Here is a 22,641-nt window from a genome sequence, read left to right on the forward strand (position 1 = left end):
GTATGTCCTTATTCGTAAACGGCGCTTACTGGGCGACCTGGTCGAGGGTGTACGTCTTGGGCTGCTGCGCGGCGTGCGGGTGCTCGGATCCGGTGTAGACCTTGAGCTTCGTCAGCTGCTGGCGGCCCAGGCTGTTCTTCGGGAGCATGCCGCGGATGGCCTTCTCCACAGCGCGGACGGGGTTCTTCTCGAGCAGCTCGGAGTAGGCGACAGCCTTGAGCCCGCCCGGGTAACCCGAGTGGCGGTAGGCGATCTTCTTCTGGAGCTTCTGACCGGTGAGCGCGACCTTGTCGGCGTTCACGATGATGACGAAGTCACCCGAGTCGAGGTGGTTGACGAAGGTGGCCTTGTGCTTGCCGCGCAGGAGCGCTGCGGCGTGCGAGGCGAGACGGCCGAGAACGACGTCAGTGGCGTCGATGACGACCCAGTCACGCTGGATCTCGCCGGCCTTCGGGGAGTAAGTGCGCGTCACAATAGTGCTGCTTTCTTGATTCGAACGGAGAGGTTCGTGAATCCCACTCCGGGGTGGTTCCTTGCGGAACACGCCAGTGGAGGGCTCACGTTCGCATGTGCGACCAGCAGTGATCGCACACCAAGGAGATAGCTTACGGCACACGGACCCTCGAGCCAAACCCGCTGCGCTGCTCGCCTGTCGCCCACTCTGCTCGCCTGTCGCTAGATGCCCATTGCCGGGTCCGGGAGGGGCGTCTGGCGACAGGGGAGCGGATCGGGTGGGGTCGGGCGGGGCGGGGCGGATCGGGTGGGTGGGCGTCGGGCGGGGCGGATCGGGTGGGTGGGGTCGGGCGGGGCGGATCGAGGCCCGGGGCTTCCCGGCGTCGCGGATCGGTCGTAGTCTGTCGGTGCAGCCGACCCGAGGCTGCGGTGCCTGTGGGAGGCATCCGATGTGCCACTGGGGAGGCACTCATGGGCGACTATGCCCTGGCGCGTCAAGCGCGCTTCGAACATGTCTATCTGGCGTCCAACAACGGCGCGATCGGCGGCGGCGAGGTCATGCTGTTGCGCTTCGCCCAGACGCTGCGCGCCATCGATGTCGGCGTCACCGTGGTCGCTCCGGGCGGCTCGCCGGTCGTCGAGGCGGCGGAGGAGGCGGGGCTTGAGACGCTCGGCCTGTTCGCCCGCGGCCGCGTCGCCTGGATGCGCGCGCTCCGGCAATGGGATCGCACACGCCCCGCCGGGCTGCTCTGGTGCAACGGGCTGGTCCCGTCGGTGGCGACCGCCGGGCGCACCGAGCGGCTCGTGCATCTGCATCAGCAGCCCACTGGGCTGCATCGCGTGCTCGCCCAGACCGCACGGCGCGGATCCGTCGCGACCCTGGTGCCCTCGAGCGCGATGCTCGACGCGGTGCCGGAGGCGCAGGTGCTGCCGAACTGGACCGTGCCGATCCGCCGGGCGAAGCCGAAGCGCATCGACGGCGCGGCGATCCGGATCGGGTTCCTCGGGCGGCTGGGGATCGACAAGGGCGTGCACGTGCTCGCCGAGGCGGTGCGCCTGCTCGAGGAGCGCACGCCCGGCCGTTACCGGCTCGTGCTCGGCGGCGAGCCGCTGTTCGTGCCCGAGTCCGACCTCGTGATCATGGAGGAGGCGCTCGGCCCGGTGGCCCGCATCACTCACCGCGCGGGCTGGGTCGACACCGCCGACTTCTTCGACACGATCGATCTGCTCGTCGTGCCGTCCATCATCTCCGAGTCGTTCGGGCTGGTCGCCGCCGAGGCGATGTCGGCGCAGGTGCCGCTGATCGTGAGCGACGCCGGCGCCCTGCCGGAGGTCGTCGGACCGGCCGGTCACGTGGTGCCGGCGGGGGATCCGGAGGCGCTCGCCGAGCGGATCGCCGCGGTCGCGTCGGGCGAGGCTCCGGCACGGCGGGGCGCCCTGTTCGACCGGTGGGCCGCGGAGTACTCGCCCGAGGCCGGTACGGCACGGCTGCGCACGCTCGTGGCGGAACTCGGGATCGGATCGGAGGCGGGCACCGCGACCAGCGGCCGGAAGGCGGCGTAGCGCGGTCCGCTCAACCGTCGTGCGTTCTCCTCAACAGTCGTGCGTGCGGACGACGAGACCGCTCTGCTCCAGGTCGTCGAGGAACGCCGTCAGCGACGCCGCGTCGAAGGTCGCGCCGGTGGCTTGAGCGCCGAGCTCCGCGTGGATCCGAGCCAGCTCGGCCAGCAGTCCGGGCACGGACGCGACGCCGTCGGAGAGCAGCATCCAGACGAGCCAGGCCGTGTCGGTGAACTCGAACTGGGCGGCGGTGTCGAGGCGGGCGGCCCAGACGAGATGGTCCGGTCCGTCGTACTGGGCGGGCTCGAACCAGGCCACGTCCGGGGAGATCGCGTAACGGCTCACCGGCGCTCACCCGCCTTCGTGGCACCCATGCGCCGGCGCAGCCCGGCTCCGGCGAGTCGGATCCGCGCGAACTGCTCCCGGAGCACCTCGCCGCGGTTCGGCTCACGTCCCAGCCGCAGCGCCAGATGCGTGCGGTTCACGCGCAGCGCCTGCCGCAGCACCCGCAGCCGGGCAGTCCAGCCTTTGGCGGCGCGGATCCGTCCCGTCCATTCGTCGAGCCTGTCGCCGTCAGCCCGTGACCAGAAGCTCCACAGCGCGTGATCCGGCGCGCCGCGATGCTCATCGAGCTCGCCGATGCCGGCCGCGAACGCCGTCGTCGCCTGCAGCTCCGCGGCCAGGTGGCGCGTCTCGGCCTGCAACTCGTCGCCGCACAGCAGCCACGCGTCGGAGCGCTCGGATCCGTGCGAGCGTGCGGCATGCAGAGTCTGCACGAGCACCTGCCCGGCGAGCGACGGCACGGGGCACGGCTGATGCGCGATCTGGGCCACGCCGTGATCGCGCCACAGGCGATCGAACACGGCGGACGGATCGGCGCGTGGCCCCGGCAGACGGCGGTGCACGTCGGCGAGGCACCACGAGGCGTGCGCGAAGTTCGCGGCATGACCGAACGGGGATCCCTCATCGAAGCCCGTGAACGGGGTCCAGCCGTGTGCGGCCAGTTCGGCGAGCAGCCGCTCCAGATGCGCGGGCCGCACGAGCACGTCGACGTCGGAGGAACGGTGCATGCCCTGCCGCAGCGAGACGTCGGTGGCGGGGCCCTTGATGTGCAGCACGTCCACCCCGGCGAGCTCCGCGACGCGCTGCACGGCGGCATGCGAGAGATGCACGTTCGCCCACGGGGGCACCCGCGAGAGCGGCGAGCCGGGCGCGACGGGATCGGTCATCAGGGCGCCCACCACGCCTTGTCCCGGCCGGCCGGATCGAGCAGCCGGGCCAGCCCCACCCCCACAACGAGGAACCCGACCGGCGCGTAGAACACCTCGCCGAGCCGCACCGCGCAGAGGCACACGACCAGGGTCGCCGCGGTCACCGCGCGGGCGTCGAACGGGGTGGCGTCGACGAATCCGTGCGTGCTGAGCCCGAGCCCGGTGACCAGATACACGCCGATCGTCACCACGGTGAGCACCACGCCGCCCTCGACGATCAGCCCCTGATACGAGTTGTGGAAGAACCAGGTGCCCGAATCGAGATTCACGGTCGCGGTGCCGAGCCCGCTGCCGTACCAGGGTGCCGCCGCGGCCTTCTGCGCCGAGGCGAAGTCGATCCGCATGCGGAACGCGTCGGATCCCTTCCGGTCGAAGGCGTAGTCGCCGAGGGTGGTGAGGTTGTTGTCCGCCCAGAAGAACGCGAGCACGGCGCCGACGAGCGCGACGAGCTGGAGCCCGCGGTTCAGCCAGGTCGACACCAGCAGGTAGAGCATCGCGACGGCGTACGCGGCCATGGTCGTGCGGGAGTCGGTGAGCACGAGGGCCACCGCGCCGGCGGCGACGATCAGCAGCCGCTTCCAGAGGATCCGGGTCGCCATGGCGAGCAGGATCGCACCCACGGCGTACACCAGAGCGCCCGCGTTCTTGTCCTGCAGCAGACCGGTGAGCTTGCCTTCATACGCATTGGGCGCGATGCGGAGATAGAACAGCACCACGTTGAGCGCGAGCCCCACGCCGAGGCCCTTGATCACCGATCCGACATCGAGCCGTCCGCTCGCGAGGAACCCCGCGAACGCGATGAGCGCGGCGAAACTGCCCGCGCGGCGGATCGGATCCAGCCCGTTCAGATACGTCTCGGTCGCGAGGAAGATCAGCAGCAGCACCATCGTGAGCGGGTACCACGATGCGGACGCGAACGAGCGCGTGGGCCGGCGGAACACGGCGACCGCCAGGATCGCGATGATCACCAGCTGCGGGATCGGCAGCGGGATGCCGGGAACCCCGATCCGGTAGACCAGCATGGCCCCGCCGATCGCGTCCAGGATCCGCGCGGAGTGCCCGTCCGGGATCAGCAGGGCGCGCAGATGCAGCGCCCGGGACGCCCCACCCCGTGACGCCGGCGACACCCCAGTGCTCGCTATGGCCACGCGCTGAGTCTATGGCCGCGCAGACGTCGGGGAGGGGGGAACATTCTGGTATCCCAGTCAGATCGGATTTGCCGGAAAGCAGGACATCGCGGCATCGCGTGGTTAGACTGACCGGCAAGCGTCTACTGGGGAGCCGACGCTGGGGCACTTGGGAATCGCTCCCCGACGAAGCTTTTGGGGAGCCTGTCGTGACCGTGCTCGACCTCATCACCCTGATCCGACGGGGCTGGAAGTACCTCTTCCTCGGACTCGTCCTCGGTGCGCTCGCCGGCTTCGCCTACGGACTGGTCGCGACTCCCGTGTACAGCTCGCAGGCGACCGGATTCATCGCCGCGACCGGCACCTCGGTCGTCGCCGGATCCGACGAGGCCGTCGCCCGCGCGGGCGCGTACATGCCGCTGATCAACTCGAGCCAGGTGCGCGAGGAGATCGCGAAAGAGGCCGGGGTGTCCACCTCGGATCTGCACGGATCGCTGAGCGCGCGGGTCGTGCCGGGCTCGACGCTCGTCGAGGTCACCGCGAACGCGTCGGATCCGCAGAGCGCCCTGAAGCTCGCCAACGGCGCCCTGCACGCCCTCGCCAAGGTCGTCGCGCACATCGAGGACGTCGCCGGGGCGACGGCCACGCCGCCTCCGCCGGGCACGCCGGTCGCCGTGGCGCCGTCGAACGGCATCGCGATCGTGCCGATGGACGAGGCCGTGGCGCCGACACGCCCCTCTGAGCCGAACAAGACGCTCGCGATCGGGATCGGTGCGCTGTCCGGTCTGGTGCTGGGGCTCGCCGTGCTGCTGCTGCGGCGGGCGCTCGACGTGCGGGTGCGCGCGCACACGGACATCCCGGCGCTCGTCGGCACCGGTGTGCTCGGCCGGGTGCCGAAGCTCGACTTCAAGGGGCACGGCAAGAGGGACGCCCTGGCCCGGGCGGTCGCCCACGAGGCCTACCGCCAGATCCGCACGGGGCTGCGGTTCTCCAGCGTCGACCAGGAGGTGCGCGTGGTGATGATCACCAGCGCCAACCTCGGCGAAGGCAAGTCGGGCACGGCCCGGTCCCTGGCCCGCGTGCTGGCCGAATCCGGACAGCGCACGCTCGTCATCGACGGCGACCTGCGCCGGCCCACGGTCGCGAGCGGCTTCGAGATCGACGGCACGATCGGGCTCAGCGAAGTGCTCAGCGGGCAGGTTCCGGTCGCCAGTGCGATCCAGCGCACATCGGATCCGAATCTGTTCGTGCTGCCGGCGGGAGGGATCCCGCCGAACCCGTCCGAGATGCTCGGATCCTCGGCGATGCAGCAGCTGCTCACCGCGTTGCGCAGGGACTTCTACATCGTGGTCGACGCGCCGCCCGTGCTGCCGGTGACCGACGCGAGCGTGCTCAGCACCGTCGTCGACGGGCTGGTCTGGGTCGTCGCGATGGGCAAGACGCGAAAGGCCGAGATCGCCGAGACGCGCACCCAGCTCGCGCAGACGCGGGCCAGGATCCTCGGTGTGGTGCTCAACCTGGTCTCGCTCAAGGGCGGCGACAACGGCTACGGCTACTACCAGAAGAACAGCCGCTACTACGTGCAGTCGGGGAGGATGGCCGACGAGGCGGACGACGACATCACCGCGTTCGCCGCGATGGCCGACCTTTCTCCGGCGACCTTCGACAATGCAGGGGCGGACGACGAGGGCCTCGTCGCCGACGATGCGCGGAGTTCGACATCCGCGCCCGGTTCCCGTAACGGGCGTTCCCGCCCGCATCGTACGGTCGTGCCGCGCGTGCCGACGCTCGCCCGGCTGCAGGACGAGGAGGACGGGGCGGCCGCAACGGCGGAATCGCCGGAGCCAGAGCCGGATCCCGAGGAGTCCGTCACCCCGCGATACGCCCGCAGGAACGTCCGGCCGTGAACGCGGTCCGGTCGGTGCCGGACGCGACCGGGGGCAGCGGTGAGGACGGGTTCACCGTCGTCGTGCCGCAGTACGGCGATTCCGCGGGCGCGCGTGCCCTCGTCGGCGCGCTGCGGGCTCAGGTCGGGGCGCCCGTGTTGCAGATCGTGGTCGTCGACGATGCCTCGCCGGAGCCGTTCGCACTCGGCGACGACGACGGGGTGACCGTGCTGCGCCGGGAGCGGAACGGCGGGTTCGGTGCCGCCGTGAACACGGGCGCTGCCGTGGCGGAGCATCCGCTGCTGCTCGTGCTGAACAGCGACCTCGATATCGATCCGTCGTTCGTGGCCGATCTCGTCCGGGCGTCCGCGCCGTGGCAGCCCGCGGTGTGCGCGCCGCTGGTCGTGGGCTTCGACGGCGCCACGCAGTGGGCGGGCCGGCGCTGGCCGCGCACCCGGCACCACGTCGTGGAATGGCTCACCCCGCTCGCACGGTGGCGCCCACGCCTGCATGAGGCCGTGGGCCACGACACCCGGTGCACGGCCGGGGTCGTCCTGCCGGTGGACTGGGTGATGGGCGCCGCGCTGCTGATCCCGACGGCGGCCTTCCACGCGATCGGCGGGTTCGACGAGGCCTATTTCATGAACGTCGAAGAGGTCGATCTGCAGCGCCGGCTCACCGCGGCCGGGGTGCCGTCGGTGTTCCTCGGCACGGTGCGGGTGCGGCACGAGGGCGGCGGATCCTCGGACGCGGATCGACGGCTGCGCTGGCTGGTGCAGGCACGGCTGCGGTATGCGGAGAAGTGGGGGGAGCGGCCGGGGCTGCTGCGGGCAGGGCTGCGCGCGGCGAGCGTCGTGAACCTGGTCTGGAACGCGGGCCGCCGGGTGGCGGGCCGGGACACCACGCCGCTCGCCGCGTTCCGCCGCGAGCTCGCGGCGATCCGTCCCGGGGGAGGCGTGTGATGAAGGTCCTCCTGGTGAGCCCGGTGTTCCACGGATACTGGAGCGCCTTCGCCTCCGCGCTCGAGGCGCTCGATCTCGACGTGGCCGTGCACTGCTACGACACGGCGGGGCGGGTCGGCAACGCGCTCGCGCACCGCTACGAGAGCTCGGGCGTCGCGGATCGAGTGCGCGGCACGGCCACCGCGGCGACGATCGCAGCCCTCGCGGACGCGGATCCTGACGCAGTCCTCGTCGTGAAAGGCGACTTCCTCGGCGCCGACTGGTGGGACGCGCTCGCGGCCTCGCGGGCGCGCAGCGCGCTCTGGCTGTACGACGAGCTGTCCCGGATGACCTACGACGACGCGACGCTCGGATCCGTCGGACGCGTGTTCAGCTACAGCCCCGACGACACGCGCACCCTGCGCGCGCGCGGCCTCGACGCCGACGTGCTGCCCGACGGCTTCGACTCGCTCACCGCCTTCACACCACGGCCGAGCGAACGGGTCAGCTTCGTCGGATCCCGCTACCCCGCCCGCGCACGCCTGCTCCACGTGCTCGCCGACGCCGGGGAGCCGGTCGAGGCATACGGCCGGGAATGGTCGCGGAACCCGTGGGACGTGCTGCGCACCCGGCAGTGGCGAAGTGCGGGCGTTCCCGCGCATCGCGACATCGACCGCTCGACCTATTACGGCGTGATGGCGGGCAGCGTCGCGACGCTGAACATCCACGGCGACGGCCACGACGGGCTCTCGATGCGCACCTACGAGGCGCCGGGGGTGGGCGCGTTGCAGCTCGTGGATCGTCCGGATGTCGCGCAGCACTACGACGTCGGCACCGAGACGCTCGTGTTCCGCAGCGACGACGAGCTGGTCGAGCTGGTGCGCCGGGCACGGCGCGATCCGGTCTGGGCGTCGGGGATCCGCGAGGCGGGCCGGCGGCGCACCCTCGCCGAGCACACCCTCGTGCACCGCATGCGGAAGGTGCGTGCGGCATGGGCCTGATGTTCCCGGAGGATCTCGCGGCCTGGCAGCGCTGGCAGCGCGGCCGGCACGTGGTGCGGCGCGCGCGCGATCTGATGCGCCGCCCGGTGCCGGCGAGCCCGATGATGCTGCACCGGCGCGGAGCGGATCCCGGCGTCCTGTTCGCCCTCGATGCCACCACTCCGACGGCGCTGGCGTCGGTGCTCGAACCGCTCGCGCATCTCGGCGATGTGCCGGCCGCGGTGCTCGCTCCGGCCGACGTGTCCGCGCAGCTGCCGGGAGAGTGGACGGTGACGGCGGTCGGGTGTGCGGCGGTTCCCGCGACGTTGCGCGCGGTGCGGGCCGTCGTCTCGGCCGGGCATTACCTGCCGGTCGGGCATGCCGCGTTCCTCTGGGTGCAGGCGCTCGGCGCCCGGTACGTGGTGGTGCAGCACGGGCTGCTCACGCCGTTCATGGCGCCGCTGCCTCCTGGCGCGCACCTGCTGGCCTTCTCGGATCGCGACGCGGACTTCTGGCGCTCGGGCCGGGCCGACGTGACGGGCGAGTCCGTGGGCAGCCAGCTCCTCTGGAAGGCCGCCGCGGCCACGGCCCGGGCGGCCGGGACGGCCGGCGCGCCGATCTTCCTGGGGCAGCTTCATGGGGCCGAGCTGCCGCGGCGAATCAGCGCGGCGACGGCGACGGGGTTCTGCCGGGAGACCGGGGCGCTGTACCGTCCGCACCCGGCCGAGGTCGACCGGCTCTCCCGCTTTCAGCACGCACTGTGGCGGCGGAGGGGGATCCGCTTCGCAGACCCGGGGCCGCTGTCCGCGAGCACCGGACCCGTCGTGTCGATCTTCTCCACCGGTGTGCTCGAGGCCGCTGCCGCCGGCCGCGACGCATGGGTGACGTGCGTGCGCCCGCCGGCGTGGGTGCGCGAGTTCTGGGACCGCTACGAACTCGCCGAGTGGGGGTCGCCGCCGACGGCGCCCCCCGAGCCGCCGGCCATCGAACCCGCGAAGGCGATCGCCGATGCGGTGCTCGCCCTCGCCGAAGGAGGACGACCATGACCATCCTGTGCGTGATCCCCGTGCGCGGCGGCTCCAAAGGCGTCCCCGGTAAGAACGCCCGGGCCGTGGCCGGCAAGCCGCTCGTGGCATGGAGCATCGAGCAGGCGCTCGCCGCGGGGCTCGACGTGCTCGTGTCGACCGATGACGCCGAACTGGCCGCGATCGCACGCGGCGCCGGCGCGGATGTGCCGTTCCTGCGGCCCGCCGAGCTCGCCGAGGACACCACGCCGACCGAACCCGTGATCCTGCACGCGATCCGGCACCGCGCTGCAGAAGGACGCCGTCCTGACGCCGTGATGCTGCTGCAGGCCACGTCGCCCGTGCGGCTGCCGGGCACGATCGAGCGCGCCGTGCAGGAGTTCGCCGAGACCGGAGTCGACAGCCTGGTCGGAGTCGTGCCGCAGACGCCGTTCTTCTGGCATCCCGCGACGGCGGTCGGCGGCAGTGCGACCGCGGAGTACGACCCTTCCGCCCGCCCGCGACGCCAGGATCTGCAGAGCGGAGATTACTTCTACAAGGAGACCGGATCCCTCTACCTCACCCGCACCGAGATCTACGAGCGGGAGAACAACAGGATCGGCGGCCGCGTGGGCCTGTTCGTGATGGACGAGGCCGAGGGCGTCGACATCGACACCCTCGTCGATCTGCGCATCGCCGAAGCCGTGCTGCAGGATATGGCGTCCGACCCCGACGGGGCACGACGGGGGGAGCACTCATGATCATCGAACGGGACATCGCGCCGTACATCGTGTTCGGGGAGGATCCGATCCTCACCGGGCTCGGCAAGATCAACGCCAACAAGCAGCGGATCGTGTTCTGCGTCGACGCGCACGGGATCCTGCTCGGGTCGCTCTCCGACGGCGACTTCCGGCGCTGGCTGATCGCCCACCCCGACGCCACGCTCGACGTGGACTGCGCGACCGTCGCCAACCGGGCCGTGCGCAGCGTGCCGCGAGGCACGCCCGTCGCCGAGATCGCGCCGCTGCTCGGACGCGACGGCGTGCACCACGTGCCGATGGTCGACGACCGCGGACACCTCTGGGCGATCGCGATCGATGAGACCGGGACGCTGCGGATCGGCGGGCACGAGATCGGATCCGGCCACCCCACCTTCGTGATCGCGGAGATCGGCAACAACCACAACGGATCCGTCGACCTCGCGAAGAAGCTAGTGGATCTGGCCGTCGAGTCCGACGCGGACGCGGTCAAGTTCCAGCTGCGCGACATGGATGCGCTGTACCGGCAGCGGGGCGCGGCGACGGGCGGCGAAGACCTCGGCGTGCAGTACACGCTCGATCTGCTGCGCCGGTTCTCCCTGTCCGCGGAGAGCATGTTCGAGGTGTTCGACCATGCGAAGGACGCCGGCGTCGACGTGATGTGCACGCCGTGGGACGCGCCCAGCGTGCAGGCTCTCGCCGACTACGGGATCCCGGCGATGAAGATCGCCTCCGCCGACCTCACCAACCATGCGCTGGTCCTCGACGCAGCAGGGCGCGGCGTGCCGCTCGTGCTGAGCACGGGGATGTCGCGGGAGAGCGAGATCATCGAGACGGCCACGCTGCTGCGCGGGCAGGGGGCGCCGTTCGCGCTGCTGCACTGCCAGTCGACCTACCCGGCGCCGTACAAGGACCTCAATCTCAGCTACCTCGACCGGCTCGCCGAGATCGGCCAGGGGGTCGTCGGATACTCCGGCCACGAGCGCGGCTGGCACGTGCCGGTCGCGGCGGTCGCCCGCGGGGCGCACATCATCGAGAAGCACTTCACCGTCGACCGCACGATGGAGGGCAACGACCACACGGTGTCGCTGCTGCCGGACGAGTTCCGGATCATGGTCGAGCAGATCCGCGACATCGAGTCGTCGATGGGCACCGGATCCGCCCGCACGGTCTCGACCGGCGAGCAGATGAACCGGGTCACGCTGGCCAAGTCGCTCGTCGCCGCGCGGCCGCTCGTGTCGGGCACGGTGCTCGCCGCGGAGGACGTCGCGGTGAAGAGCCCCGGCCGCGGACTGCAGCCGAACGTGCTGCCGCAGCTGCTCGGCCGTACGCTCGCGCGGGACATGGCCGACGGCGACTTCTTCTTCGACGGCGACCTGCGCGACGTCGCACCGGCCGGCCGGCCCTTCTCGTTCCGCCGGCCGTGGGGGCTGCCGGTGCGCTACCACGACGAGGCGGCGCTGAGGGTGCAGTCGAACCCGGACTTCCTCGAGTTCCACTTCTCCTACAAGGATCTCGACGTCGACCCCGCGTCGGTCTTCACCCAGCGGCTCCCGATCGCGTTCACGACCCACCTGCCCGACCTGTTCGCGGGTGACTTCCTCGTCGATCTGGCCTCGGCGGATCCGGAGATCTGGGAGCGCTCGATCCGCGAAGTCCAGCGCACGATCGACATCACCCGCGACCTGCGCCGGTGGTTCACGGCGGATCAGGATCCGGTCATGGTCGTCACGATGGGCGGGTTCACGAAGGACCGGCACCTGCCGCCGTCCGCTCGCGCGCCGAAGTATGCGCGCATCGCCGACGCCCTGGCGCGACTCGATGCCGACGGGGTGAGGATCGCCGCGCAGACCCTGCCGCCGTATCCGTGGCTGATGGGCGGACAGCAGTTCCACAACCTGTTCGTGGATCCGCGCGACACCGCGCAGTTCGCCGCCGAGACCGGCACCCCGCTCTGCTTCGACGCCTCGCACACCAAGCTCGCGACGACCTGGCTGGGCATGGCGTTCTCGGAGGCCGTCGATCTGCTCGCGCCGCACACGATCCACCTGCACCTCGTCGACGCGACGGGCGTCGACGGTGAGGGCGTGCAGGTCGGCGAGGGCGACATCGACTGGCCCGCGTTCGGCGCGCAGCTCGATGCGCTCCTGCCCGGCGTGCCGTTCATCCCGGAGATCTGGCAGGGCCACGTCAACAACGGCGAGGGCTTCTGGACCGCTCTGGATCGGATGGAGGCGTGGCTGTGACGGATCCGGAACGCGTGCGGATCGCCGTCCTCACCCCGTGGCGGACGGACGATCCGTCGGCATGGTCGGGGATAGTGCTGCCGATGCTGCGTGCGCTCGAGACCGTCGCGGAGGTGTCCGCGATCTCGACCGCGGACGTTCCGACGGCGTTCGTCGACCGGCTCGCCGCCCGGCTCTCGCGCAAGCGGTATCTGTGGAGTTTCGGCCTGGCGACCTCCCGCGCGCGGGGCAGGGTCGCGTCCCGGCGGGTGCGTGCAGCCGACGTCGGCGTCGTGTTCGCGGTCGCGGCCTCGGTCGACGTCGCGCATCTGGGCGGATCCGTTCCCGTCGTGCAGTACGTCGACGCAGGATTCGAGGACATGAGGGATCGGTACTCGGTCTTCACGGGGCTCAGCCGGCTCTCGGCGGCGCAGGTCCGTCGGGTGGGGGTGCTCGCCGCCCGCCGTACGACCGGGTACGTCGCGGCCTCGGCGTGGGCCGCGGACGGCCTCGTGCGATCGGGCGTCGATCGGGCGCGCGTGGTCGTGGCGCCCCCCGGCGCGGCGATCCTGCCGTCGGGCGACAGTCCTTCCTCGGGCGGAGGGCCGCTGGAAGTGCTCGTCGTGGCGAGCGACTGGGAGCGCAAGGGCGGCGACCGTGCGCTCGCCGCCGTCGACGCGGCCCGCGCTGCGGGAGCGGAGATCGCGCTCACGGTGGTCGGGCGCGCGCCGGCGCTGCCGGACGACGTACGCGTCCCCGGCAGGCTCACGGCCGCTGAGCTCTCAGACGAGTACGAGCGGGCCGACGTGCTGCTCGAGCTCGCGCGTGCGAACGCCGCCGGTGTGACCCTCACCGATGCGGCCGCGCATGGTCTGCCGGCGATCACCACCGACACCGGCGGCGTGCCGAGCATCATCGCCGAGGGGCTCAGCGGATGGCTCGTGCCGAACGAGGACGAGGCCGCGATCGCGCGCGCCGCCCGGCTGCTCGTCGCTCTGAGCCGCGGCGAGCAGAGCGACGTCTCGCGCCGGTCCGCCGCCGCGCACTATGCCGAAGCGCTGGACTGGCCGCGCTGGGCCGAACAGGTCGTCGAGATGTGCGCCATGGTCGCGCAGGAGGATCCGCGATGACCGCGCCCCTCGCCAGCATCGTCGTCCCGACCCGGGGCGGATCCGCGCGTCTGCCGCGCCTGTTCGCCGCGCTCCGCGCCCAGACCGAGCCCGCGTGGGAGGCGATCGTCGTCGTCGACGGGGACATCGACGGATCCGCTGCGGTCATCGCTGAGGCCGCCGCCGACCTGCCGGTGCGCGCGCTCGTGCTTCCGGAGAACCGGGGCCGTTCGGCCGCGCTGAACGCGGGATTCGCGGACGCACGAGGCGGGATCCTGATCCGCTGCGATGACGACCTGCGGCCGGGCCCGGAGTACGTGGCCGCGCATGTCGCGCGTCACGCGGAGGGGGTGTGCGGGGTGATCGGCCTGTACCGCAACGTCTACCCCGACACGGCCTACGCGCGTGCCTACGGTCGGGAGCGTGACGGGCGGTTCCGGGCTGACGCCTACGCGGCGCCCGCGGAATCGGCCTGGCGGTACTGGGCCGGCAACGTCTCGGTCGCCCGAGAGACCTACGACCGGATCGGCGACTACGACACCGCGTTCCGCGCCTACGGCTGGGAGGACGTGGACTGGGGCTACCGGCTGCACCAGTCCGGGATCGGGATCGTGCTCGCGCCCGAGCTCGAGACGCCGCATCACGTCGCCGCCACCACCACCGAAGTCCGGGTGACCCGGGCGTTCCTCGCGGGCGCGGCGAAGCGCGCGTTCGACGCCAAGCACGGTCTCGCACCGTCCGATCTCGCACGGTCCGACCCCGCATCCGGCGGATCGGCGTCCACGGCGCCCGCCGGCGTGTGGAACCGGCTGGTGCACCGCACGGCCGCTCGCCACGGGCTGGCGGAGCTGCAGCGGCGGGCGCGTACGGCGGATCGTGTCGTCGCCCGCTCGCCGCGCTGGCTCGCCGAGAAGCATGTGGCGTGGCTGGTCGAGTCGGCGGGGCTGTCCGGAGCCCTGCACCCCGACGAGGTGACGGCGCATGTCTGAGTCTTCCGCCGCGCTGGATCCGACCCGCGTCCTCGTCGTGTGCGACCTGATCGCCCCCGGCGGAGGTCCCACCGGGTACACGTACAACCTGCGCGCCGCGCTCGCCCGGACGGACAGTCCCGACGTCGACGTCCGGTTCGCAGGCCTCGTGCTCGAGCAGCGCAACCGCGCCACGGGCGAGCCGCGCCCTGCCCCCGCCCGCACCCGCCGCACGCCGAGCATCCGACGCATCGTGGGACGGATCCGGCACGAGATCGGACACGCGCTCAAGAGCGGGATGACCCCGCGGCTGCGCGCACAGATCGCGGCGGCCGACGTCGTCGTGTTCCAGGGCTTCCAGGATCCGCGGCGCCTCCGGTTCGCCCGGAGCCGGGGGAAGGCGACGTGGTACATGCCGCACAGCCCGACCCTCAGCGGGGACGAGTTCGCGATGATGAACGCCGGGCGCGCGCCGGGCAAGGTCGCCCGGACCCGCCGCCGGATGATCAGGGACGAGCGTGCCCTGTTCCGCCTGGCCGACCGAGTGGTGTTTCCGACGTGGGGTGCGGCCGGCGTGTACGTCGACGCCTTCGGGGGGATCCTCGCGACGACTCCCACGCGATACGTGCTGTCCGGCGTGCCGCGCCCGGTGCTCCGCGAGACGGCGGGCGATGACGGCGACGCGGATCCCGCGATCCTGTTCGTCGGGCGCTACGTCGCGCACAAGGGATACGACCTCTTCCTCGCCGCGGCCGAGGCGCTCGCCGCGGAGCGGCCGGACCTGCGCTTCTGCACGCTCGGCGCCGGGCCGGATCGCCGGGCATCCGACGCGGTGCACGACCTCGGCTGGCTCGACGACCCGACTCCCGCGATCGCGCGGGCGCGGTTCCTCGTGATCCCCAACCGCACGGCCTACTTCGACCTGCTTCCGCTCGAAGCCGCCGCCCTCGGCAAGGGCCTCGTGTTCACCGCGGTCGGCGGCAACGTCGACCAGCAGGCGCTGCTGCCCGACTCCGTGCTGTGCGCTCCGAGCGAGCTCGCCGCCGGCATCGAGCAGGGGATCGAACTCAGCGCGGATCCGGCATGGGGGCACGCGAACGCGGCGGCCTATGAGCAGGTCTTCACGGACGAGCGGATGGCCGAGCGCTGGCTGGCGCTGTTCCGCGAGTGGCGGTCCGAGCGGGGTGCGGAGCGCCGCGCGCTCTGGCTCGTCCCGGTCGCTCCGATCGGCGGGGTCGCCCGGCACGTGCTCGACGCCACCCGCGCCGGCATCCCCGGCTGGCGCATCACGGTGCTCTGCCCCGAGGGCGCCCTCGCCGAGCGGCTGCGGGCGCAGGACACGCCGGTGATCACGGGGGCGTTCGGGCCGGATGCGGGCTTCGTCGCCTCGCGGCGCACGGTCGCCGAAGCCGTGCGCGCGACGGATCCGGAGGTCGTGCACTCGCACCTCGCCTACGCCGACATCGTCAGCGCCTGGACCCGGCTGCCGCGCACCGCCCGCCGGTTCACGACCGAGCACGGCATCGCGCTCGACGACGGCGTCTATCACCGCTCCTCGGCGCAGGCGCGGCTCATGGCGCTCGTGCACCGGGAGCGCTTCCGCCGTTTCGCCGGCGCGATCGCCGTGTCGCGCGCGACGCGCGACGCCATGATCGCGAAGTGGCGGGTGCGGCGACCGGTCGTGGTGATCCCGAACGGGGTCGACGCGCCAGAACAGCCTCGCACGCCCGCCGCAGGGACCGACAGGACGACCGCTCCCGGCCTGCGGATCCTGTCGCTGTCGCGACTCTCTGCGGAGAAGCGAATCGATCGGCTCATCGAGGCGTTCGCCCGACTGCATGCGGCGCATCCCGAGGCGACGCTGACCGTCGCCGGGGAGGGGCCGCAGCGCGACGAGCTCGTGGCTCTCGCCGACCGTCTCGGCGTGCCGGTGGACTTCCCCGGGTTCGTGGATCCGGAGGCCGCCATGGCCGGTGCCGACGTGATCGCGCAGCTCTCGGTGTGGGAGAACTGCTCGTACACCCTGCTGGACGCGGTGGCGCGCGGGCTCCGCGTGGTGGCGTCGGACGTGGGCGGGAACGGCGATATCGTCGGCCCCGAGCGCTGCGTGGATCCGGACGACCGCGCCGCGACCGCCGCGGCGCTGGCCGGTGCCCGGCGGGTGCCGCGCGACCGGCTGACCACGCCGGGCGACATGACGGCGGCGATCGGGCGGGCGTACCGGCCCGCGGGGGAGGAGGCGAGATGCTGATCATCTTCGACCCGCTGGTGCGACGCGGCCTCGGTGCGCTGATGCGTCTCGCAGGGGTGCGCGCAGTGTCCTGGATCAGCGTGGCGGTCGTGCTCATGCTCGTGCAGACCGCGCTCAGCACGATCCCGGTCATCGCGATGATCCCGCTGATGTCTCTGATCTCGGGCGGTGGCACCGGATCCGGATCGGTCGGCGTGCTCGCGAGCATGCTGGGCACGACGGATCCGCGGGTGGTGATCCCCATGTTCGCGCTGTGCATCGCGCTGCTGTTCCTGGTGTGCAGCGGGCTGGGCGTGCTGCTGGTGTGGACCCAGAACGGGCGCAGCGCCCGGCTCGGCGTCGCCGCGAACACGGCCATGCTGCGCGCCTACTCGGCCGAGCCGTACGCGTCGCACCGGCGCCGATCCGACGCCGAGATCCTGCGCAACGTCGGCGGCGTGGCGATCGTGGGCAACGCGCTCACCTGTGTGCTGACCGTCTACACCAGCGTGCTCACGCTCATCGCGATCTGCGCGGTGCTGCTGGTCGCCTCGCCCCTCGTCACGGCGTTCACGATCGTGCTGTTCGGCGGCACGATGGCCGTCACGCAGCGGCGGCTGCAGCCGGCGCAGCGCCGGGCCGGCGCGGCGAGCACGGACGCGAACCTGCGCAGCTGGTCGTTCCTGCTGCCGCTCGTGCACGGGTTCCGCGAGGTGCGGCTGTCGTCGACGGGGCGGCGCCTGCTCGGCGAATACGAGGCCTCCCAGGCCCGGATGCTGGGATCCAACCGGCTGCTGGCCACCCTCGGCACCATTCCGGCCGCGGTGTCGCAGGTCGTGTTCGCGCTCGCGCTCGCCGGGGTCTCCGCGATCATGTTCTCGACCGGATCGGCCGCCGGCACGATCGCCACGCTCGGGCTGTTCGGCGCCGCGGCGATGCGGGCGCTGCCGACGATGAACCTGATGACGCAGAACATCGGCGCGGTGCGGGCCTCCGAGGCGAGCATGGGGATCCTCGCGACCGCCGTGGAAGACCTCGAGAGCAGCGAGGCGCACGTCGAGGAGCCGGTCATCGCCGAGCCGCTGCGCGGTGACATCCGCCTCGACCGCGTCGAGTTCTCCTACCTTGATGCGACGGATCCGGTCGTGAGCGGTATCGATCTCGTGATCCGCGAGCACCAGACCACGGCGCTCGTGGGATCCAGCGGCGCGGGCAAGTCGACCATCGTCGACCTCGTACTCGGGCTGCTCACCCCGACCCGCGGATCGATCACCTGCGGTGGCGTGCCGATCCTGGAGGATCCGGCGCGCTGGTACGGCGGGCTCGGCGTCGTGCCGCAGGATGCCTTCCTGCTGAACGACAGCGTGCAGGCGAACATCGCGTTCGGTCTGCCGGAGAGCGAGATCGATCCTGAGCGGGTCCGCCGAGCGCTCACCCTCGCGCGTCTGGACGACGTCGTCGCCGAGCTGCCGGACGGTGTGCGCACCGTGATCGGAGAACGCGGATCCCGCCTGTCCGGAGGACAGCGTCAGCGGCTCGGTCTCGCCCGCGCGCTGTATCGCGAGCCCCGCGTGCTCGTGCTGGATGAGGCCACGTCCGCGCTCGACAACGACACCGAGGCGCAGATCGCGGCATCGCTGGCGTCGCTGCATGGCGAGATGACGATCATCATCGTCGCGCACCGGCTGTCGACCGTGCGAGACGCCGACACGCTCGTGTTCCTCAGCGGCGGCAGGGTGCGCGGCGAGGGATCGTTCTCCGCCGTGCGAGCCGCGGTGCCGGAGTTCGCGCGGATGGTCGAGCTGGGCGAGCTCGGCACGGAACGCTCGGATGCCGCCGCGGAGCGACCGGATCCCCTCGCGGGGCGCTCGTGACCGCGACCCTCGCCGCGCGGCGCCCGTTGCGGGTGCTCGGGCTCTTCGACCACGACGGCGTGCGGCGCGCGCAGCACCTCGGCCCGCCCGAGGATCGCGTGCCCGGCCCGTATCGGATCGACCTGCTGATGGACGAGGGCCTCGATCTGATGCCGATCGCCCCCGCCCGCGGCCGGCTGCACCGCAAGCTGCGCGACGTCGTCGAGCATCGCACGGGGGTGCGGGCCGACCTCGCCGTCCGGGGGCTGGTGCGGGCGGCGAGGGCCGACGTCGTGCTCGGCATGCTCGAGGACAAGGCGGTGTTGCCCGCGGCACTGCGGCGACGCCGGATCCCGCCCTACGCGCGGGTGCCGCTCGCGGTCGTCTCCTGCTGGTGGGCGGAGGAGATCCTGCACGGATCGGCCGATCAGCGGGCGCGGATCGCCCGCACGGCCGCGCAGATGGACCGGATCTTCGTGTTCTCGCCCAACCAGGTCGAGGCGTTCGCGTCGATCGGCGCGGCCGACAAGGTCGTGTTCGTCCCATTCGGGGTCGACGAGTCCTGGTACACGCCCGCCGAGCCGCAGCAGCCGAGGCTGCAGGTCGCGGCGATGGGGATCGATCGGGGCCGTGACTTCGACACCCTCGTCGACGCGGCCAGGATGACCCCGGAGATCCGCTACGACATCTTCACCCAGCCCGACCGGATCCTCGATCCGCCCGCCAACGTGCGCCTGCACCCGCCGACGTCGATGCCGGTGCACCGGGACAACCTCCGCGCGGCCGATCTCGTCGTCGTGCCCACGCATGACCTCGCGTATCCCACCGGGCAGAGCGTGCTGCTGGAAGCGATGGCATGCGGACGCTGCACGGCCGTGACCCGCACCGCGGCGATGAGCGAGTACATCGACGACGGGCGGACGAACCTGGCCCTGCCACTGCACGACGCTGGCGGGGTCGCCGCGGTCGTGCGCCAGGCCGTCGCGGATCCCGCCCTGCGCCGTCGCGTCGGTGCTGCGGCGCGGGCCGACGTCGAGCAGCGCTTCACCTTCCGGCGCACCTGGCATGAGGTCGCCGAGGCGCTGCGGGCGCTCCCTGAACGCTGAAACGCCGCTCAGCCCGCGCGATGGCGGGAACCGCTCCGCGCCCGCCGCGGCATGCGTGCCAGCAGCCAGTACCCCCAGAGCACGGGATCCAGCGTCGGTCTCGCCCGGACGACCATGCCCATCGTCTCCGCAGCGAGACGGGTGTCTCCGCCGAGTTTGAACAGCCGGATGGCGCGGACGCGGAGCCGCCCGCAGAGCTCGCGGGTGAGTGCAGGGTCGACGCCGAGCTGCTTGCGCTCCATCAGGAGCTGGCCTTCGAGCCAGTCCCTGCTGTTCGGCCGGAAGATCTCGGTGCCGAGCCCGTCGTCCAGCTCGCGATGCACGGACAGCGCCTCATCGACGTATACCAGCCGATGTTCGCGTGCGATGCGGACGTACGTGTCGTGATCCTCGTACCGGATCGCCTCGTCGAAGCCGCCGACCACGCGCAGCACCGAGGTACGGAACATGACCGTGGGCGCCGGGATCCAGTTGTCGACGAGCAGCAGCTCACGGTACGGATCCGCCGCATCGGGGGAGAAGACGTGCGCATGATTCTGACTGAACCGCTCGTCGTGCAGCGTGCTGTCGGCTCGGGCGCGCAGGCAGTCCGTGTAGCAGAGCCCGGCGTCGGGGCCGGCGGCGTCGAGCGCCGCGATCTGCTTCTCGAGCCGGTCGGGGAGTGACCAGTCGTCGCCGGCGAGATACACGAAGTAGTCGGTGTCGGCGAGGCGCAGGGCGATGTTGAGGTTGGCCGGGAGGCCGATGTTCTCCTGCTGCAGGAGCGCGGTGATCTGCGGACCGGAGCCTTCTTCGGCGGCCAGGCGCCGGATCACGTCTGCCGTGTCGTCGGGGGAGCAGTCGTCGAGGACGAGGATCCGGCACGGGACGGACTGGTTGCGGATCGACGCGACGCACTGCTCGATGTACGCGGCGTGGCGGTAGGCGACGATCGCCACGGTCACGCGTGCGTCGCCCGTCACGGCGTCCGCCGTTCGTGCGGGGCGGGCGGCATCGGGTGGGCGTCGATCAACCGCGGTGCCGGCGGCGACCCCAGCACGCGATAGCGCAGCTGCCCGTCCAGCGTGCCCCACACCCAGCCGAGCGCCCGGGCGGCCTCGTCGCGCCGCGCCGCGGAGAGGAGCCGCGGCAGATAGCGGACCGAGGTGACCGCGTCACGCACGGCGCGGCGGGGTGAGGGGGCGACGACGGGCGCGATGCCATGGTGCCGGGTCCACAGCAGGATCGACGTGCGTGCGGAATGGTAGCTCTGCCGCGCTCTGTCTCGGGCCCCGCGGCGCTGGCGGTAGGTGACGACGGCGTCGGGCGCGAAGGCGATCGTGGATCCGTTCTGCTGCACGCGCCAACAGAAGTCGACCTCGTCGTGACCACGGCGGAAGCTCTCGTCGAAGCCTCCGACGTCGAGAGCGGCCGCGCGGCGCACGCCGAGGTCGGCCCCCACCGCGTAGGGGAGGTAGCCGAGGGCAGTGCGCAGCGCCGAGACCTCGCCGATGACGTGGGCGCCTCCGGTGTCCTCCTGGGTGAGGATCAAGCGGCCGCCCACGAGGTCGGCGTCGTCGAGGGCGCGGATCATCGCCGCAGCCCATCCCGCATGCACTTCGTCGTCGTGGTCGCAGAACAGCACCTTCTCGGCGCGCGCGGCGAGCACGCCGGCGTTGCGCGCGTGGTTCACGCCGGGGTGCGCTCCGGCGTCGACCACGCGCAGATCCTGGAATCCGGCGTGGTGGGCGAGCGCGACGGCGGCGGTGCGATCGGTCGAGCCGTTGTCGGCGACGATCACCTCGAGGCGCGCGGCCACGTCCTGCTGGGCGAGGGCGGTGAGCTGCCGGGCGATGCCGTGCGCCCCGTTGCGCACGGGGATGACCACGCTGGCCAGAGGGGCGCTCTCGACGGGGGCGACCGGGGCGGCGGTGACGGCCGCGGCGAGCCCGTAGATCCCGGCGATCCGTCGGGCGAACGCCTCGGGCGCGTAGTTCTGCTCGGCCCAGTGCTGCCAGGACCTGGCGCGTTCGCGGGCGCCCGCCGGATCTCGCAGCGCGGCCTGGACGGCCTCGGCGAAGTCTGCGGCGTCATCGTGCCGCCGGGGCTGCTGCGTCTCGTCTCCGATGCCCTCGAACGCCACGGACGTGCCGATCACAGGCACGCCGCGCACCAGCGCCTCGACTACCTTGAACTTGACGCCGGCGCCGGCGCGCAGCGGCGCGATGACCGCCGCGGCCTGCGCGTACAGCGGCTCCAGGTCGTCGACGAAGCCGACGAACTCGATCCCGCTGGCGTGCGCGTACGCCGCGCGATGCGCGGCGGTGGCCCGTCCCGCCACGAGCAGGCGCGCGTCGGGCACCGCGGCACGCACCCGGGGCCAGATCTCATCCGCGAACCAGAGCAGCGCCTCGCGGTTCTCGCCGCGATAGAGCGGCCCCACGAACAGCAGCTCCGGGCTCTCCCCAGGCTCGGCGACCGGCACCGCGCCGGGCAGTGCGAGCGGCGGGTGCACGACCTCGACGCGCTCGGAGCGCGGCAGCAGCGCGCGATCCTTCTCGCTGAACACGATGACCGTGTCGGCGAGGGCGGTGGTGCGCATCTCGACCGCACGGGCCTGCACGGTGCTCAGCGCGAACCGGATCCAGGTCTTCGGCGAGCGGGCCTGCGCGCGATGCCGGCGCAGTCCCTGACTGGCGACGTCGTGCAGGGTCGCGATCAGGCGGGCGCGCGGAGCAAGCCGGTGCAGCGCGGGGAGGGCGGCGGTCATCGACGGCCACTGCACGTCGATGACATCCGCCGCACGGACGGCTGCGAGCGCGGCCGGGTGGCGGCGCAGAGCCGCGAGGAAACCGCGGGGCGGCCGGATCGGCGCGAGGCGCGTGCTGATCGCGTCCTTGGTGGCGCCCGCCGCGGTCACGGCACGCGAGGTGGGGATGAGGACGAGGTCGTAGCCGTCGGCATCGGCGGCCGCACGCCGGCTGGTCTCGGTGTCGGCGACGAGCACGGTGACGCGCGCGCCACGGTCGCGCAGCAGGTCGAGGAGATCCCGGAGGTACCCGACGCCGGCGCTGTCAGCCTTGCGCATCGGCGGCTCCTGCGCGACGATCACGACTCGCGGGGAGAGTTCCCCGCGCTTCGCTGCTTCGGGGGGCTCGGCGCGCACGCGTCCACCCTATTCAATGCGCGCG

18 protein-coding genes are annotated in these 22,641 nt (G+C 72.2%); 12 read left to right on the plus strand and 6 right to left on the minus strand.

Features of this window, described 5'->3' with window-relative positions; genetic code table 11:
• Positions 1-25: 25 nt before the first annotated feature.
• A complete protein-coding gene (gene rplM, locus ABD882_RS10585; RefSeq protein WP_345186754.1) occupies positions 26-472 on the minus strand; it encodes a 50S ribosomal protein L13 in 447 nt (148 codons plus the stop codon).
• Positions 473-924: 452 nt separating this feature from the next.
• On the opposite strand from rplM, the gene ABD882_RS10590 reads away from it, so the two are divergent.
• Positions 925-2,016 (plus strand): glycosyltransferase, encoded by a 1,092-nt coding sequence (locus tag ABD882_RS10590; RefSeq protein WP_345186756.1) that lies wholly within the window; start codon positions 925-927, stop codon positions 2,014-2,016.
• A 30-nt stretch (positions 2,017-2,046) separates the two neighbouring features.
• Here ABD882_RS10590 and ABD882_RS10595 read toward each other — a convergent pair whose 3' ends face one another.
• Genes ABD882_RS10595 through ABD882_RS10605 form a run of 3 tightly spaced genes read right to left on the minus strand, consistent with a single transcriptional unit; the run spans position 2,047 to position 4,432 of the window.
• Entirely contained in the window at positions 2,047-2,358 is a 312-nt protein-coding gene (locus ABD882_RS10595) for a hypothetical protein (RefSeq protein WP_345186757.1), read from the minus strand.
• Positions 2,355-3,242 carry a nucleotidyltransferase family protein gene (locus ABD882_RS10600; RefSeq protein ID WP_345186759.1) on the minus strand — a complete coding sequence of 296 codons (888 nt, stop codon included), beginning with the start codon at positions 3,240-3,242 and terminating at the stop codon, positions 2,355-2,357. Before ABD882_RS10600 ends, ABD882_RS10595 begins: the two co-directional genes overlap by 4 nt.
• Positions 3,242-4,432, minus strand: a complete 1,191-nt coding sequence (locus ABD882_RS10605) for an O-antigen ligase family protein (protein WP_345186760.1) — start codon at positions 4,430-4,432, stop codon at positions 3,242-3,244. Before ABD882_RS10605 ends, ABD882_RS10600 begins: the two co-directional genes overlap by 1 nt.
• A gap of 188 nt (positions 4,433-4,620) precedes the next feature.
• Here ABD882_RS10605 and ABD882_RS10610 point away from each other — a divergent pair, with 188 nt between their 5' ends.
• The 11 genes from ABD882_RS10610 to ABD882_RS10660 are packed head-to-tail and all read left to right on the plus strand — an operon-like array spanning position 4,621 to position 19,471.
• Positions 4,621-6,318: a tyrosine-protein kinase domain-containing protein gene (locus ABD882_RS10610; protein WP_345186761.1), complete on the plus strand. Its 1,698-nt coding sequence runs from the start codon at positions 4,621-4,623 to the stop codon at positions 6,316-6,318.
• Positions 6,315-7,259 (plus strand): glycosyltransferase family 2 protein, encoded by a 945-nt coding sequence (locus ABD882_RS10615; RefSeq protein WP_345186763.1) that lies wholly within the window; start codon positions 6,315-6,317, stop codon positions 7,257-7,259. The genes ABD882_RS10610 and ABD882_RS10615 overlap by 4 nt, the downstream gene beginning before the upstream one ends.
• Positions 7,259-8,239, plus strand: a complete 981-nt coding sequence (locus ABD882_RS10620; RefSeq protein ID WP_345186765.1) for a glycosyltransferase family protein — start codon at positions 7,259-7,261, stop codon at positions 8,237-8,239. Before ABD882_RS10615 ends, ABD882_RS10620 begins: the two co-directional genes overlap by 1 nt.
• A complete protein-coding gene (locus ABD882_RS10625; protein ID WP_345186767.1) occupies positions 8,230-9,264 on the plus strand; it encodes an RNA-binding protein in 1,035 nt (344 codons plus the stop codon). Before ABD882_RS10620 ends, ABD882_RS10625 begins: the two co-directional genes overlap by 10 nt.
• Positions 9,261-9,983 carry an acylneuraminate cytidylyltransferase family protein gene (locus ABD882_RS10630; protein WP_345186769.1) on the plus strand — a complete coding sequence of 241 codons (723 nt, stop codon included), beginning with the start codon at positions 9,261-9,263 and terminating at the stop codon, positions 9,981-9,983. The genes ABD882_RS10625 and ABD882_RS10630 overlap by 4 nt, the downstream gene beginning before the upstream one ends.
• Positions 9,980-12,226, plus strand: a complete 2,247-nt coding sequence (locus ABD882_RS10635) for an N-acetylneuraminate synthase family protein (RefSeq protein WP_345186771.1) — start codon at positions 9,980-9,982, stop codon at positions 12,224-12,226. The genes ABD882_RS10630 and ABD882_RS10635 overlap by 4 nt, the downstream gene beginning before the upstream one ends.
• The gene (locus ABD882_RS10640) at positions 12,217-13,335 is read left to right on the plus strand and encodes a glycosyltransferase (protein ID WP_345186773.1); all 1,119 of its coding nucleotides are present in this window, start codon (positions 12,217-12,219) and stop codon (positions 13,333-13,335) included. The genes ABD882_RS10635 and ABD882_RS10640 overlap by 10 nt, the downstream gene beginning before the upstream one ends.
• Positions 13,332-14,303: a glycosyltransferase family 2 protein gene (locus tag ABD882_RS10645; RefSeq protein WP_345186775.1), complete on the plus strand. Its 972-nt coding sequence runs from the start codon at positions 13,332-13,334 to the stop codon at positions 14,301-14,303. Before ABD882_RS10640 ends, ABD882_RS10645 begins: the two co-directional genes overlap by 4 nt.
• On the plus strand, positions 14,296-16,533 hold the full coding sequence (locus ABD882_RS10650) for a glycosyltransferase family 4 protein (RefSeq protein ID WP_345186777.1): 2,238 nt from the start codon (positions 14,296-14,298) through the stop codon (positions 16,531-16,533). The genes ABD882_RS10645 and ABD882_RS10650 overlap by 8 nt, the downstream gene beginning before the upstream one ends.
• Positions 16,527-18,386 (plus strand): ABC transporter ATP-binding protein, encoded by a 1,860-nt coding sequence (locus ABD882_RS10655; protein WP_345186778.1) that lies wholly within the window; start codon positions 16,527-16,529, stop codon positions 18,384-18,386. The genes ABD882_RS10650 and ABD882_RS10655 overlap by 7 nt, the downstream gene beginning before the upstream one ends.
• Complete coding sequence (locus ABD882_RS10660) at positions 18,383-19,471, plus strand: glycosyltransferase (RefSeq protein WP_345186779.1); 1,089 nt, start codon at positions 18,383-18,385, stop codon at positions 19,469-19,471. Before ABD882_RS10655 ends, ABD882_RS10660 begins: the two co-directional genes overlap by 4 nt.
• 8 nt (positions 19,472-19,479) lie before the next feature.
• Here ABD882_RS10660 and ABD882_RS10665 read toward each other — a convergent pair whose 3' ends face one another.
• Positions 19,480-20,433, minus strand: coding sequence for a glycosyltransferase family 2 protein (locus tag ABD882_RS10665; protein WP_345186781.1), 954 nt, complete (start codon positions 20,431-20,433; stop codon positions 19,480-19,482).
• On the minus strand, positions 20,430-22,616 hold the full coding sequence (locus ABD882_RS10670; RefSeq protein ID WP_345186782.1) for a glycosyltransferase: 2,187 nt from the start codon (positions 22,614-22,616) through the stop codon (positions 20,430-20,432). Before ABD882_RS10670 ends, ABD882_RS10665 begins: the two co-directional genes overlap by 4 nt.
• Positions 22,617-22,641 lie beyond the last annotated feature (25 nt).

It is taken from the genome of Microbacterium panaciterrae (genome assembly GCF_039541635.1).
Lineage (GTDB): Bacteria > Actinomycetota > Actinomycetes > Actinomycetales > Microbacteriaceae > Microbacterium > Microbacterium panaciterrae.

Excerpts from the sequence above, each read along its gene's own strand:
- ABD882_RS10590 (WP_345186756.1), top strand. The coding sequence starts at position 925 with ATGGGCGACTATGCCCTGGCGCGTCAAGCGCGCTTCGAACATGTCTAT.
- ABD882_RS10600 (WP_345186759.1), bottom strand. The coding sequence starts at position 3,242 with ATGACCGATCCCGTCGCGCCCGGCTCGCCGCTCTCGCGGGTGCCCCCG.
- ABD882_RS10620 (WP_345186765.1), top strand. The coding sequence starts at position 7,259 with ATGAAGGTCCTCCTGGTGAGCCCGGTGTTCCACGGATACTGGAGCGCC.
- ABD882_RS10625 (WP_345186767.1), top strand. The coding sequence starts at position 8,230 with ATGGGCCTGATGTTCCCGGAGGATCTCGCGGCCTGGCAGCGCTGGCAG.
- ABD882_RS10630 (WP_345186769.1), top strand. The coding sequence starts at position 9,261 with ATGACCATCCTGTGCGTGATCCCCGTGCGCGGCGGCTCCAAAGGCGTC.
- ABD882_RS10635 (WP_345186771.1), top strand. The coding sequence starts at position 9,980 with ATGATCATCGAACGGGACATCGCGCCGTACATCGTGTTCGGGGAGGAT.
- ABD882_RS10645 (WP_345186775.1), top strand. The coding sequence starts at position 13,332 with ATGACCGCGCCCCTCGCCAGCATCGTCGTCCCGACCCGGGGCGGATCC.
- ABD882_RS10650 (WP_345186777.1), top strand. The coding sequence starts at position 14,296 with ATGTCTGAGTCTTCCGCCGCGCTGGATCCGACCCGCGTCCTCGTCGTG.
- ABD882_RS10655 (WP_345186778.1), top strand. The coding sequence starts at position 16,527 with ATGCTGATCATCTTCGACCCGCTGGTGCGACGCGGCCTCGGTGCGCTG.